The 15,128-nt window shown below is 48.4% G+C and carries 11 protein-coding genes; 4 read left to right on the top strand and 7 right to left on the bottom strand.

The window, feature by feature from the left end; all coding sequences use genetic code 11:
* Positions 1–87 precede the first annotated feature (87 nt).
* Together pstB and J7439_RS02260 are read left to right on the top strand one after the other, a co-directional pair.
* Entirely contained in the window at positions 88–846 is a 759-nt protein-coding gene (gene pstB / locus J7439_RS02265; protein ID WP_353620097.1) for a phosphate ABC transporter ATP-binding protein PstB, read from the top strand.
* Between the two features lie 349 nt (positions 847–1,195).
* Entirely contained in the window at positions 1,196–1,498 is a 303-nt protein-coding gene (locus J7439_RS02260) for a DUF6506 family protein (RefSeq protein WP_209200064.1), read from the top strand.
* 182 nt (positions 1,499–1,680) lie between these two features.
* Here the strand turns inward: J7439_RS02260 and J7439_RS02255 are convergent, their stop codons facing one another.
* From J7439_RS02255 to pyrG, 3 genes are all read right to left on the bottom strand, one after another.
* Entirely contained in the window at positions 1,681–2,448 is a 768-nt protein-coding gene (locus tag J7439_RS02255; protein ID WP_209200063.1) for a helix-loop-helix domain-containing protein, read from the bottom strand.
* A 260-nt stretch (positions 2,449–2,708) separates the two neighbouring features.
* Positions 2,709–3,560: a 3-deoxy-8-phosphooctulonate synthase gene (kdsA, locus tag J7439_RS02250; protein ID WP_209200062.1), complete on the bottom strand. Its 852-nt coding sequence runs from the start codon at positions 3,558–3,560 to the stop codon at positions 2,709–2,711.
* Positions 3,561–3,619: 59 nt separating this feature from the next.
* A complete protein-coding gene (gene pyrG, locus J7439_RS02245; RefSeq protein WP_209200061.1) occupies positions 3,620–5,251 on the bottom strand; it encodes a CTP synthase in 1,632 nt (543 codons plus the stop codon).
* Between the two features lie 282 nt (positions 5,252–5,533).
* Here pyrG and J7439_RS26250 point away from each other — a divergent pair, with 282 nt between their 5' ends.
* Entirely contained in the window at positions 5,534–8,569 is a 3,036-nt protein-coding gene (locus tag J7439_RS26250; protein ID WP_286198144.1) for a collagen-like triple helix repeat-containing protein, read from the top strand.
* Positions 8,570–8,850: 281 nt separating this feature from the next.
* Complete coding sequence (locus J7439_RS02235) at positions 8,851–9,534, top strand: hypothetical protein (protein ID WP_209200060.1); 684 nt, start codon at positions 8,851–8,853, stop codon at positions 9,532–9,534.
* A 279-nt stretch (positions 9,535–9,813) separates the two neighbouring features.
* On the opposite strand, the gene tilS is transcribed toward J7439_RS02235, so the two are convergent.
* The 4 genes from tilS to J7439_RS02215 all read right to left on the bottom strand — a co-directional run bounded on the left by tilS (position 9,814) and on the right by J7439_RS02215 (position 14,941).
* On the bottom strand, positions 9,814–11,223 hold the full coding sequence (gene tilS / locus J7439_RS02230; RefSeq protein WP_209200059.1) for a tRNA lysidine(34) synthetase TilS: 1,410 nt from the start codon (positions 11,221–11,223) through the stop codon (positions 9,814–9,816).
* Positions 11,220–12,170 (bottom strand): acetyl-CoA carboxylase carboxyl transferase subunit alpha, encoded by a 951-nt coding sequence (gene accA, locus J7439_RS02225; protein ID WP_209200058.1) that lies wholly within the window; start codon positions 12,168–12,170, stop codon positions 11,220–11,222. The genes tilS and accA overlap by 4 nt, the downstream gene beginning before the upstream one ends.
* Before the next feature lie 458 nt (positions 12,171–12,628).
* Positions 12,629–13,480 (bottom strand): hypothetical protein, encoded by an 852-nt coding sequence (locus tag J7439_RS02220; protein ID WP_209200057.1) that lies wholly within the window; start codon positions 13,478–13,480, stop codon positions 12,629–12,631.
* A gap of 378 nt (positions 13,481–13,858) precedes the next feature.
* Positions 13,859–14,941: a hypothetical protein gene (locus J7439_RS02215; RefSeq protein WP_209200056.1), complete on the bottom strand. Its 1,083-nt coding sequence runs from the start codon at positions 14,939–14,941 to the stop codon at positions 13,859–13,861.
* Between the last annotated feature and the right edge of the window lie 187 nt (positions 14,942–15,128).

Here is a 15,128-nt window from a genome sequence, read left to right as displayed (position 1 = left end):
GTTTTTATGGAAGAACGTCCTGAGCATATCGACAGTGTCCAGACAGTATCTGACGTTGCCATAACCGGACTGGAAAGTGCTAACCCGATGCCACGGATGGAAGTTAAGGGTCTGAATTTTTTCTATAACAAAGGCGCTGAGCCCGCGTTGAAAAATATCAACATGCCCATTTATAACAACCGGGTTACCGCCTTGATCGGCCCATCCGGCTGTGGTAAATCCACACTGCTGCGAACCATGAACCGTATCTATGACCTGTACGGCACTCAGCATGCCCAGGGTGAGGTATTACTGGACGGTGAAGATATTCTCAAGAGCCATGTGGACTTAAACGCATTGCGCTCCAAAGTCGGCATGGTGTTCCAGAAGCCAACGCCCTTCCCCATGTCCATCTATGACAACATCACTTTTGGCCTGAAAATGCAGGGTGGTCTGTCAGCTCCACAAATGGCAGTACGGGCCAAAAAGGCACTGAAACGTGCTCACCTGTGGAAAGAGGTAAAGGACAAACTGGATGCCGATGCCAGCAGCCTGTCTGGCGGACAGCAGCAGCGCCTGTGCATTGCCCGTACTATTGCCCTGAAGCCCGAAGTCATTCTGATGGATGAGCCGACATCCGCACTGGACCCTCTGGCCACGGCAGCCATTGAGGAGCTGATTTCCGAGCTGCGGGAAAAGTACACCATTGTGATTGTCACCCATAATATGCAACAGGCGATGCGTATCTCTGATTACACAGGCTTTATGTACCTTGGGGAGTTGATGGAGTTCGGCCCTACCGAGAAGATTTTCCATAATGCCGACAACCAGAAGACCCGTGACTATATTGCCGGCAACTTTGGCTAACGTGCTTTCTTAGGATAGACATTAAGCGCCTACTCCTCTGCAAGTTAAAGATGGAACCACGAAGGACACGAAGAGCACGAAGGAAAAGAATAGCTCTTCTTTGTGCTCTTCGTGTCCTTCGTGGTTCCATCCAAAACCCCAATGAAAATGGAGGGATAAGCTTAATGTCCAACCTAAGAACGTGCTTTATCTGACCATCCATGGGGCTGTTGACGTTTCGCGGAACTCGTAACGACGCGTCAACGGGCCCTGATATTCTTTCTTGCACTTCCTTTATCCTCTGCCAGAATTCCATCTCTTACTTTTCGACAAATCCAGCCTGCCTGACACAGACTTAAAAGGAGTTCACATGAAGTTTGCATTTATCTATGCCATGCCCGGATTACAGTCCTCATCCATCCAGGAGAATGTTACTGAAAAAGCCCACTTTTATTGTGTATCCGTTGATATGAACCACAGGGAAACCGCCGCAGATATCGCCAGAGAACTGGTTGAGAAAAACGGTGTCCAGATGATTGAACTTTGTGGCGGGTTAGCCAGCGCTGAAATTATTGCACTGGTAAAGGAAGAAACCGAAAACAGGGTGCCTGTTGGCGCAGTATTTTATGGGCCTGAATGTAGAAAGCCACTGATTGAACTGATGGGAATTTAGCCATTTGAAAAGCCTTTATCATAAGCCAGCAAGAGTGAACAGCCAGACCGACGAATACGATCAGATGTTCTACCAGTGCTTTCGTCTGAGTCATAATAGACTCAGACAATGTGTTATGAGATCCGGGAGTATCAATCACCAGGCTATCATGTTCGTTAACACCCAAAAAGTCATTTTATCCACTACGCGGAATGTAATTGAGATTGCTCCGGGGAACTATTTGCCAGCATATCATTCAGGATTTTAATATAATTAATGGCTCCCCTTAATATTTCAATATCCTTTATTTTCACATTACGTGTCTCTTCAGGGAAATAACTTCCACAGAGCACTCCTTTTAAGTCACCCATTGCCCCCCTGACTATTTCCATACGGTTCCGTTCTCGCTCATTAGCCAAGCGTCGTTTCTTACTGACTCCTGTCAGGCATGCCACCTTGCGTTTTCTCTTCTTGACAGCCTTCTTATTGTTAGGTTCGACAATATTACTCGATGATGATTCAGTATCATCAACTGACGGCCGGTTGTTTTGACTGATACCTTCGAATCTGCTTTCGATAGCAGGAAGTGACTTTATTGCTGCCTGTTCCAGGGGCATCTTATCAGTACCCGCCAGGCAGTGGTTCAATGGCCCGCTTTGAGGTTTGTCCGCATTATCAGTATTTGTTGCAAGAGAAACTGCAATTTCATTAAATTCCAGAGGGCAATGCCTGTCAGGATCTGTTTTAACAGTACTGATTTTGAAACTGGATAATTGACTATCAGCAAATAAACCAGGCTGTGTTGATTGGCTCTCAGGATACAATGCCGGTTTATCTTCGACTTTGACATTCTGAATTGTACGCCCGGCGAATAAAGGATTTGGATAGTTATCATCCAGGAAATCACTCAAGAGGCTAAATTTACGTTGAGAACCATCTGTAAATATATTGAAGTTGCTCGCACCGTTCATAAATGTGCTCCAGATTTATTTTATTTCTAAATACATGACCAATTTTAAAAACAATAGTTCACTAAAAATGACTAATCTGAAACAAGCCCTATTATAGGTGGTGAAAGAAAAAGGTTAAGGTTGATATGTACAGTTCGATTTACTGATAGTTAAAAACAGCCATCTCATTAGCACCTCACGTAACAGAAAAAGCTCCTTTTTCATCAAATAACCTCCCGCTTCTGAACAAAAACAGGAGGAACTGAGTAAAACAGCAGAACTTAGTGAGTATTCAGTGCTTCAAATGATTTAACCAGCTCATCCAGTGCTTTCATCTGAGTCAGGAAGGACTCAAGCATAGACAGACGGAGTGCTGAAGGGCCATCACAGCGGGCATTATCAGGATCAGGATGAGCCTCGAGGAACAGTCCTGCCAGGCCAACCGCCATACCGGCACGGGCCAGTTCAGTCACCTGGTGGCGGCGGCCACCGGACGCGGACCCCATTGGATCACGGCACTGCAGCGAATGAGTCACATCGAAGATAACCGGAGCACCGCCGCTCACCTGCTTCATGGTATGAAAGCCAAGCATATCGACCACCAGGTTGTCATAGCCAAAGTTCACACCACGCTCACAGAGGATCAAACGGTCATTGCCGGCTTCACGGAATTTATCGGTAATATTCCCCATCTGGCCGGGGCCGAGAAACTGCGGCTTCTTGATGTTAATGACCGCACCGGTTTTGGCCATGGCTTCTACCAGGTCCGTCTGGCGGGCCAGAAACGCTGGCAACTGAATCACATCCACCACTTCCGCCACAGACTGGCACTGATGAGGTTCATGGACATCAGTAATCACCGGAAAGCCAAAGGTCGCTTTCAGCTCCTGAAAAATCTTTAACCCCTCATCAATGCCCGGACCACGGTAGGAAGCGATTGACGAACGGTTAGCCTTATCAAAGGAAGCCTTGAAGATATATGGAATACCGAGTTTTTCGGTAACCCGTACATACTCTTCCGCCACTTTCATGGCCAGGTCTCTTGATTCCAGCACGTTCATCCCGGCAAACAGGACAAACGGCAGGTCATTAGCGACCTGAATGCCATTGACATCAACAATTTTGCTTTTCACAAACGTTCCTTCAGGCGTTCCAGAAAAAAACCTGCAAAAGCAGGTATCAACGATTGGCTTCAGTGAGAAGCGTGCTTAAAAGCCTGCGCTGCATGAATAAAGGCAGAAAACAGGCCATGGCCATCCCGGGGCGTTGAGGTAAATTCCGGATGGAATTGACAGGCGACAAACCATGGATGATCGGCAACCTCAACGATCTCCACCAGACTGTTGTCTTCTGAGCGACCGGCAATAACAAGACCAGCGTCTTCCAGTGCCTCAACGTAATGGTTATTCACTTCATAACGATGACGGTGGCGCTCGGTAATAACATCCTGACCATAGGCTTCACGGGAGAGTGTACCGGCAACCAGGTTACAGTTCTGGGCACCCAGACGCATGGTGCCGCCCAGATCAGAACCTTCGTCGCGCTTTTCAACCATACCGTCAGCGTCGATCCACTCAGTAATAAGACCAACCACCGGATGGTCCGCCTGACGATCAAATTCCGTACTGTTTGCCCCTGCCAGACCGGCAACATGGCGAGCATACTCAATGACCGCCACCTGCATGCCAAGACAGATACCCAGGAAAGGAATCTTGTTCTCACGGGCATAGCGCACGGTCTGGATCTTGCCTTCCACACCACGGTGACCAAAGCCACCGGGCACCAGAATAGCAGACACCCCTTCCAGGGCAGAAAGACCATCCTGCTCGATGGTTTCAGAGTCAATATAACGAATATTAACCTTGGTACGGGTTTTCAGACCGGCATGCTTGATCGCCTCAATCAGCGACTTATAGGCATCCAGCAGTTCCATGTACTTGCCCACCATGGCGATGGTGATCTCTTCGGAGTAGTTAAACTCACGATCCACCACATCGTCCCACTCAGAGAGATCCGCTGGCTGACAGCCCAGGTTGAAGCGATCCACAATGATCTGATCCAGACCCTGCTCGTGCAACATCCGCGGAATTTTGTAAATGCTGTCCGCATCTTCCAGGGAGATAACCGCACGCTCTTCTACGTTGGTAAACAGTGCAATCTTGCGGCGGGCCGAGGCATCAATGTACTGTTCGCTGCGACATACCAGAATATCCGGCTGAAGACCAATCGAGCGCAGCTCCTTAACGGAGTGCTGGGTTGGTTTGGTTTTGGTCTCACCGGCGGTTTTGATGTAAGGCACCAGGGTCAGGTGCATCAGCATGGCACGTTGAGATCCCAGCTCCACCTTGAGCTGGCGAATGGCTTCCAGAAATGGCTGGGATTCGATATCACCAACAGTACCACCCACTTCCACCAGGGCGATGTCCGCATCGCCCGCACCATTAACCACCCGGCGCTTGATCTCATCGGTGATGTGGGGAATAACCTGTACCGTACCACCCAGATAGTCGCCACGACGCTCTTTACGCAGAACATCCTGGTAAATCCGGCCAGAGGTAAAGTTGTTACCCTGCTTCATGGTGGTACGGATAAAACGCTCGTAATGCCCCAGGTCCAGGTCAGTCTCGGCACCATCTTCGGTAACGAAAACCTCGCCATGCTGGAAAGGGCTCATGGTACCCGGATCGACGTTGATATAAGGGTCCAACTTGAGCATCGTCACCTTGAGACCACGTGCCTCAAGAATGGCGGCGAGAGATGCCGATGCGATGCCTTTGCCTAACGAGGAAACAACACCGCCGGTGACGAAAATATAACGCGTCATGCTTACCTGCTGTGAAAATAATTAAAGCGGGGTGAAAAGAGAGTCTCAAGATGGGATATCAGGATACCAAAACCGGCTGTAAACGTAAAACCGTTATTACATCAATACAATACCCGCGCAACCAATGCCTTACAGAATGACTCGTGCCAATTACCGGGGCGATCACTCACTCTGATATCCGAACCACTAACACTCATTTATCAGCGCCGGGGATAAAAAACCGACAGTTTATGGTCAAAGCAGCAATAGCACAAACACTCATAATTTCGCTGAGGTTGATTTATGTATCCCCCACAATTTGAAGACACGAATATAATACGTTACGCCACCCACGGAGCCACGGGCCAAAATGGAGCCTGCGGTGCAAACGGTGAATTCGGCGGTCATCCGGGGCAGCACGGCACCCGGGGAAAATGCGGCCAAAATGCCCCCGCATTGAATGTTGCATTATCAACCTACAATGGCATAGTTTTTGCGCAAGGGAACCAGGCGTCACATACGTTCGATCTGTCCAATAGAAAAGTATCAATCATTCTTGAAGCCCGGGGCGGTGATGCGGGCGATGGTGGCAACGGCGGTGATGGGGGCAAAGGGCTAACCGGGCGCAAGGGAAGAAACGCCACCCGATATCGGCTGGGTGAAAACGGAGGTCAAGGCGGCCCCGGAGGCAAGGGTGGCGATGGCGCACGAGGTGGCGATGGTGGCAATGGCGGCGAAGTAACCCTTACATTAGCACCTTCGCAAACCGATCTGCTCATGCTAACCAACATCCCTGACGTTCGGGGTGGTGCCAGGGGAATGGGGGGAAGAGGTGGAAACGGAGGCCCGGGAGGAGACGGAGGAGAAGGCGGGGATTCATGCTGGTATACCGATACCAGTAGCTACACCACCTCAAGCGGGCAGACCCGAAGCACCCGTACATTACATGTTACTCCGGGAGGACATCGTGGCCACTGCGGTCCCCCGGGACAAGACGGGCGAAACGCCCCTGATGGACGTCGCGGAAACCCTGGCAGTTTTCATATCGCTGTGGGCCATAATCAGTATCCCGGGCCTTATGACCTGTCCGTTACTGACTACAGACTGCGGCTAAATAACCCCGGCGACGATGGTTTTTTCGAACCCGGCAAAGCGGTCTCTGTTGATCTCTCCGTCACTAATACTGGTTACATGCCAACACCAAATACACAACCAATCAGAATGAGCCTCGTGGGTAATAAATGGGTCAGCATCAACCCCGGTTCTGTTTTCAATCTCCCTTTCGAGATACCGTCTGGCAAGACAGTTCACCCGCAGGAAAGCCTGGAATTTACCATTAACAGGCCTCCAACCATACCCACCGGTGAGCCCCTGAATGAAACGGGTATCGCCAACTTTAGCGCCACTGTCGGACGGATTGAGCGACAGTTCTCAAAAGTAGCCTCACAGAAAATAAGCTTTCCCGTAAGATTTCCAGCGAATATCGATGCGATAGAAGGGAACAGATCAATCAGCCGCACTGAAGAAGCTTTGCTGTGCGTAAAAGTGAACAATATTTCTCCGAAAGCCCTTGGTTTGCAGGGCAGCCAACAGAGATTGCTCAAATTGAACTTTAAAGCAGATACCAATAATGACCAGACAAGAAGCGAAGACGTTACTTTTTACAGCAGAGATGGAGCAGCCTTCAGCGGCAATCAGGGGCTCACGAAATCGATCGATGACCTGCCTCCCTATGGCCAGGGCGGACTTTCAGGTTCGATCGCATTCAACAATCCTGCACAACCCCTTTACTCAAAAGTGACACTATTCGCAGAACTCGAACTGGGACGTTTGGATTGCCCGACAGATCCCCGGCTGTCAGAAGTGGTACACCGAAGAGTATTTGAAGTTCAGCTTGCCGAAGGTTACCAGTACAATCCTGATGCAGACTTTCTGTTAGTTACCAACGCCGACACTTCTTTGCCAGAATGGAATCAATGGAAAACTCTGGCCGATCGGCTTGGACTGACTTTTGCCACCTGGAACAGCTCGCTCAACAACGGGATAAGCCTGTACCATGAGCCGCAATCCGGGGAAACGGAAGGGCATCCACCCCATCCGGCTGTCGAAACCGACACTTCACCATTGCCCGCGCCCGAAGTACCAGCGGATAGCAACGTCACGTTAGTTGATCACTTCAAAGACAAAACCATTATTTTTCTGGATAATAACCCCACCTGTGTACGCACCCTGAAGCCCTGTGATTTATTCCGGTCTGCCAACAGCGGAGTCAGAAGCTACATCGTGGGGCCAAACCCGGTCAGGGAAGACCTGTTTTACCCAGAAAAAGATCTTGCTGCAAACCTCAGCGGACGTGCGAAGAAAACGGTAGTAGAGAACTACATCCGCACTATGAACAGATCATCCGGGGACAAGCTGGTAAAAGCAGCAAAAAAACAGGCAAAAAAATTGCAGAATAAGTGGCCTGAAAAAAGATTTACCGTCGTTTATAACTACGAAGATCTACCGCTACCAAGAAATAGCCTGCCCATTGTCGGAACGTACGGACCCAAAAAACATCAGATTGGTACACTGACCTCCATTCTTTCGCCGACGAAACACATGTTTACCAATCTATCCAAACAACCTGACGAAAGCGATCGCTCTGATTACGTCCTTGACCCAAGTAACGTCTACGGCTTACTAAAAAGTCTGTCCCTGCAGAAAAAAATTCAGCTGGTGCAAAACAATATCACTGAACACCGGGATACCTTGAAAAAAGCCATACTCTCAGATCTCGTGGATGAACATAAAGCGTTCAGTCAAAAAAAGTGGGCAGGCAGTATCGGTAAGAGCGCATTGAAGAAGCGTTTGACCTGTTTACAACAAGTGGTAAATGCCAGCTACTCTGAGCCCGGAAGTAAAGAGCTGATACAAGAGATACTCATTGAATTTCGTGCTTTTGCCGCCCAGATGCCCGGGCTCTGGGATAAATTATCCCACAGTCACCAGCGCCAACTGGCCACAGTAACCAAAAAAATGATCGATAGTTTCAAGCAACAAGAGGATATTGACACTAGCAACTGTCTGGAAAATTACAAAGCAAAGAAACAGAGTTTTACCACGATTCGCCGAAAGGATTTATGGCGTCACTATCAGGACTCTGACGTTTTGCCAGTCCCTCAAAATGTTCTCAATGACCGGAACCCCGTGATTGATTTCAACGAATTACAAAATCCATACGAAGCTGAGAGGGTGTCCCGGGTTGCTGAAAACAGGCGCTATTTCACAGACCATAGAGAACGTTTGCGGGCATTGGAAACATTAGAAAACGGTAACTCAAACGACATTAACCCATAAAATAAAGGCGGATGGCTATTACCAGTGGAGAGTTAAACCATCGCTCTCGCTGGCATAATAGCCATCACACACCCAAAGATCGGATTTAAAAGAAAAGGAATCAGAATAAAAATTAAACTTTCAGTTAATTTGCTTGTCTAAAAACAAAATCTTAATTTTTATAATTAATTATAAATTGGAAATCAAAAGCTAAAAAGCTAAAAAGCTAAAAAGCTAAAAAGCTAAAAAGCTTTTATTTACATAGATTTATATAAACGCGAGCAACGAAAAGGAGTTTATCAATGAATATAACTACTAATACTAACAATATTGACCAGCCCGGTTCCATTGGCAATACAACTGCCGGATTAGCTCATGACGGATTAGCTCAAGAAAAGAAAAGCGCGGCATCATTAGGCGGCCACGTCGTTTCTGTTCATAAAAGTCTGCCCCAGCTTTCAAGCCAGGAATCCAATGGTCCTGAAGAGCATACTGGTCGCTCGAACTTTGCCATTCAAATGCATGCTCCTCAAAAAAAGACCATCAATCTGAATCCGGAAGCCTGGGCGGCTCATCTGGAGAAAAAATATCACCCATCTGTATTTATTAAATTTGAAAGCGATCTTGTTAACCATTCTGTTGTCGGATGTATGGATTTTGAAAAGTTATTGGAGGTCGTCATCGATATTCAAGCAACCAAAGAAGGTTCTGGTTCTATTGGTATGCATCCTGGAGTGTCTTTGAACGGTAAAACGGACGCCAGAATTAAAGTGGCGGTGGAAAAAGAGAAAACGATCTTTACGATTTTAGATGATTATGGATGTTGGTCGGCAAACCTCCATATTGGTAATGACTATTGGGAATATAATTCTTTCGACATACTGATTGATAAGTATAAAAAATACAAACTCATTTCGACCGAGGTGAAATGGCAGGAATTGAAATTGCAGATGGAGAAGGACAATTTTACTACTGTGTACCTCTGAAATACCAACGCCTGCCTGCATGATCGCAGAAAAGGGCTAATACCCATTCTTAGGGTGGACATTAAGCATTATCAATGGCTTTGGATGGAACCACGAAGGACACAAAGAGCACAAAGAAGAGATTTTCTTTTCCTTCGTGCTCCCTGTGTCCATGTCGTGAAAGAAAAATTGCCACGGAGACACAGAGGCACGGAGACAAGATAAAGTTTTACCTCTGTGTCTCCGTGGCAAATCTTTCATACCAGAGGGTGACGAACCCGACAGGCTCCCGGGAGGCTCTTACCAATGGAGAGCTAAACCATCACCCTCGTTGGCATAATAACCATCACATACCCAAAGACCGGGAGCCGCCACCATTTGATCACCATCAAAAACCAGGGGCAGATATTCTCTCAGCCACGGTGGCACGTTATAGTCCTGCAGCCATTTTTTCAGGGTTTTGCGACCTCGCCGACCGGCAATGGCAAACTTTTCATCGCCGGATATATGGCAACGGCGTTTCAACAGTAAGGTTTTTTGTGGCAGTCGTATGGCGCTACCATTGTGCTCCTGTTCGGCACTGCAGATCAGCGACCGGTCTCCCAACACCACTATTGGCTCTTTCTGCCAGTCCCAGATCATGGGTTCAAATGCCAGCAGGTTCACTTCTTCATCCAACACCACCAGCATTTGTTGGTAGCGAGTCAGGGTAAAGCGAGTTGAAACTTTCAGCAAAGGCTCGGCGTCGATTCGAGCCTCAATCACTTCATCAAAGGTCTGTTCAAGGGTTTCTCTTGAAGGGGGTTGTATTCCCTGCAGTTTCAACCATTGGCGAACCACACGTCGCCGGGAGCTGACATCAAGGGATTGCAGAGTTGTCAGGTTAATCAGCGGTTGCTGGCCAGGCAGCCATTGCGGGCGATAATCAATACAAGCGGCCAACTGTTCGGCAGTTTGTTGCTGAACGGTCTGATTCATCTGCCCCACTTCCCGGGCAAATTCAACCAATCGTTCCGACGCACCCGGCCAGCGCTCTTCCACCATGGGCATCAGTCGCTGACGGAGAAAGTTGCGGGAGAAGCGTTCATCTGTATTACTGTCATCTTCAATAAATCGGAGGTTATTTGCCCGGGCGTAATCTTCAATGGATGATCGGGCCACATTCAGTAAGGGCCGTAACAACAGTCCATTACCCAGGGACCTTTTTTCAGGAATCCCCCGAACACCATCAACACCGGTCCCGCGGAATAACCTGAGCAGAACCGTCTCTGCCTGATCATCACGATGATGCCCCTGCAACAGACAGCCACCCTCTTCCACGGCATTGCTAAATACCTGGTATCGCGCATCCCTGGCCGCCTGCTCCAGACCATAGCCGCCATTTTCCAGAGAAACTCTGGCGATGGTCAGGGGTATCTGCCACTGTTCACATACCGACTGACAGTGCTCAGCCCACTGATCAGCGTAGCGGCTCAAACCATGATGAACATGAACAGCACACACTTCAGCGATATCTCCCCGGTCACGCAGGCAGGCCAGCAAATGGAGTAAAACAGTGGAGTCAACACCGCCACTGAATGCCACCGTTAAAGGGCATTCAGAAACCGGTAACTGCAGGCTTGAAGATAGTTGATCAAGCACCCACTCAGAGCTGAGTGGGTGACAGGAAGTGATCTCTGCACTGGTTTTTGCCATCGTTTTCGCAATCAAAGCGCCCCAAAATCCCTGATTTTCTGGTAACGATTTTCCAGCAGGGTATTGCTGTCCAGTGCCGAGAGGATGTTCAACTGATCCACCAGCGTTGCTTTCAAACTGGCAGCCGCTGCTTCAGGATCCCGGTGCGCACCACCCAATGGCTCTGCCACCAGGGTATCCACCAGACCCAGCTCTTGCAAACGACCAGCGGTTACCCCCATGGCTTCAGCAGCAGTGGAAGCGTACTCGGCTTTTTTCCAGAGAATGGAGGCGCAACCCTCAGGGGAGATAACAGAGTAGGTTGAATACCCCATCATCACCAGATGATCACAAACCCCAATGGCCAATGCGCCACCGGAACCACCTTCACCGATCACCGTGGAAATCACAGGCACTTTCAAGCGGGACATAACCGCCAGGTTGTAGGCAATCGCCTCACTCTGCCCACGTTCCTCGGCACCAATACCGGGGTATGCGCCCGGCGTATCAATAAAGGTCAGGATGGGCATATTGAAACGCTCTGCCATTTCCATCAGGCGACAGGCTTTACGGTAACCTTCCGGTTTGGGCATCCCGAAATTCCGGCGTACTTTTTCTTCGATCTCACGCCCCTTCTGATGACCAATCACCATCACCGCCCGACCATCCAGTCGGGCCATGCCACCCACAATGGAAGGGTCATCGGCAAAATGGCGATCGCCATGGAGTTCATCAAACTCGGTAAAAATATGGCGAATATAGTCCAGCGTATAGGGCCTTCTGGGGTGTCTGGCCAGCTGGGCCACCTGCCATGAGGAGAGGTTGCTGAAAATGGAATCCGTCAGACTGCGACACTTATCCTGCAGTGTGGCAATCTCTTCAGTAATATTCAGCTCTGCATCGCTGCTGACCAGTCGAAGCTCTTCTATCTTGGCTTCCAGTTCAGCAATTGGCTGTTCAAAGTCCAGGTAATTCGGGTTCATGAAGTCCACTTATCATGGCCAGATAGTAAATAGGGTTCAAAATACGTAAACACCGCCAGAAAGTCGAGTTAAAAAGCGTAATCGCCTGTAAACAAATCAACGGTATTGTTGCCCTCAAGGGCAGTAGAAAAACCATATAAGAGAAAATAACACCTGTTGAAAAGGTGAAATTAACAAGGGACAATATTTGCAGGAAGGAACTCCGCCGCGTGAACATGAGGACATTCAGATCCCGGCCAATACAACGTTAGCCTGCCGGAAAATTGTGAGCACTTTTGGCGTCCACATCAAACCTTGGCGCAAAAGCCTGCCCCGAATGATCAGAAGTTACTGCGGGCAACGGGACAGAAAAAATGGTGGAGAACAGACCTGCTATTACTCGTCATTCCGCCTTACCCAGCTGTCCAAAATGGCTTGCTCGCGATCATATTCAGACGGCGGAATTGCTATGAGTTGTATCAAATTAAACATTCATCAGCCTTCACCATCCACTCCAGGTATGAGTCTGGGACTTCAGCCTGTCTTTCCGGGACTTCAGCTTGTAAGCCCAGGTCTTCCGGTTTTTGCGCTTCGAGAAGCGTGCCAAAAGCGTCAGCCCCAAATCCCAGCAGCGGCCTGATGAAAGTCGCTATGTCGGAGCCTTTACAAGCCAGTTCAAAAACTGCCAATGCTTGTTCATAGGTCTTTCCGCAATAGAGAGAATAAGGGTGGGTATTAATGCCGACTCTCATGTCATCAGGACCTCGATACTCGATTTTTTGGTGATGAGCATCCAGTTGAAAAAGCTGATCACAATAGTCAGGCCTCAGCATCTTGAGGAAAAACATACCATCATCAAGTTGACCTGCATGTATTGAGTCAGGGTAATACAACTCTCTAAACCTTCTTCCTGAATCTTGATGATATTCACCTTCATAAAAATTATTGAGATCACAAACACCTGTAACCTCCCTGATGAAATCTGCGCATTCGGTGAAATTGGCCTGGCCCAGTGTTCCATCCGCACACAGAAAGTATTTCACCATATTGCAAGTAATGAATTTGGGGTTCTGGATTTTAAGTTCTTCCATATTCCGAAAAACCCGTGAAGGCGAACCTGTTGCTGCTATGATGGTATCGGACTCCACCAGGCTGGGTGAATATTTACTTAACAACTCTGATCCGGACCGGGAGTTATCAAGCTGTGGTATCGTGGCAGAAGCCACGGGAACAACGGTAGTGGTCAAGTAGTTAAACGTTCCCTGATCGGCTGTTACTGATTTAAGCTTTGACGCTGCTTGAGCTGTTTCGCAAGCGGTAACAGGAGTCATAAAAAAGCACCTCTCATAAGAATTTCACTAAGCACATGACCATTTTCTTTTCAGTCAACTTTGAAAACTGGTACAGCCTGTGAGCAAGAAAAAGAATTTAGATTTTATCTGGTCATATACTCAGACCTCATATCCCAATGTAAGTTCTAGGACAGGTGATTTTCCTTTTATCCAGACTTTCAGGCTGCCGGTGTAATCATCCCCATGAACATTGGAGCATTCAGGTCCCGGCCAATGCAACGCTGGCCTACCGGTAAATTCTGTGCACTTTTGGTGTTCAAAAAATCATTGGCAAACCAGCCTGCCCCAAATGACCAGGACCACGAACAACGGGACAGGCAGGCTGACTGTTTACCAGCGTCGGATCAGGATAAAGATTCATTCATCCCAATCCACCATCATCTCCCAGTCTGGGTCGGGAACTACCTGTGACATTTCCATGGCTTCTGCCTGTAAACCCAGGACTCTCGGTTGATGCCCTTTCATTATGCCGATAGCGTCAGACCATCCCAGCAGCGGCCTGATGCGTTTGGCTATGTCGGTATCTTTGCAAGCCAGCTCAAAAGCGGCCATTGCCTCGCCATAGGAGGTTCCGAAATAGAGGGCAAAATGATCCTCAAGCTTCACGGACTCGGGTGTGAAGTCATCATTACCCAGGTAATGGATTTGTTGGTTAGCGGTATCCAGTGTAAATAGCTGATCACACATTTCAGGCTTCAATGCATGGAGGAAAAACATGCCATTATCAAGTTGACCCGCATAGATTAAATTAGGGTCATACAACCCGGTACAGCCTCTACCCCAATTCAGGTGATAATCACTGAAGAAATAGTTTTCGAAAACAGTAATTCCGGTAACCTCTTTCAGGGTATTGCCGGATTCAGTGAAATCCACCTTGTCCAATGTCCCATCTGCGCGCCGGAAGTATGCCACCGGTGGGACAGGCGTTGATTCAGGATTCTCGATGTTCGGCTTTATCATTTTCCGAAATATCAGATCAGCCGCAACTGTCTGCGCTTTAATGGTATCGAGGCATAGCTGCTCATTATTGGCTGGCAGAACCTCAGTCTCCTCTGCCAGTATTTTGGCAATTTTACTGGCCAGTAGTAGCGGATCGCCCATAGAGTCCCCTGGCCTTTTTTGGGCAGTTACGACGGAACCCGTCAGGCCAGATGAATATTTGCCTGACACCCCTGATGTGAATGGGGAGTTATAAGGCGGTATCGTGGCAATGTTGACACTATTATTGCTGCCAATGACGGATGGCCCTGTTTTCACCCGTTTCCCTTCTGCCAGTTCAGTAACTGAGATGTCGCTCAATGGCCTTTTTCGTGATTCAGCCATATTGCCATCATAAGTAAAACCAGGCACCTGACGTATCGTGGCAGGAGCGCCAGTAACAACGGTAGTGTCCAGATGGCCAAACTTTCCCTGACCGGCTGTTGTTACAGCCTCTTGCATTGCTTGTCTCGGCAACCCTGCTAGCCAAGTGTTAACAGGAGTCATAAAAAGGTTCCTCTCATAAAAAATTCACTAAGTACATGACCATTTGCTTTCAGGCAGCCCTGAAGCCCGGTGCAGTCTGCGACCGGGAAATAGATAATTTCACCTGGTCGAAAAGTCAGACCTCATATTCCAATGAAAGTTC

Origin of the sequence: Salinisphaera sp. G21_0, from assembly GCF_017744115.1 — a bacterium.
Lineage (GTDB): Bacteria > Pseudomonadota > Gammaproteobacteria > Pseudomonadales > Endozoicomonadaceae > Endozoicomonas.
The sequence above is the reverse complement of the archived record's forward strand: the minus strand, read 5'-3'. Positions and strand labels throughout refer to the sequence as shown.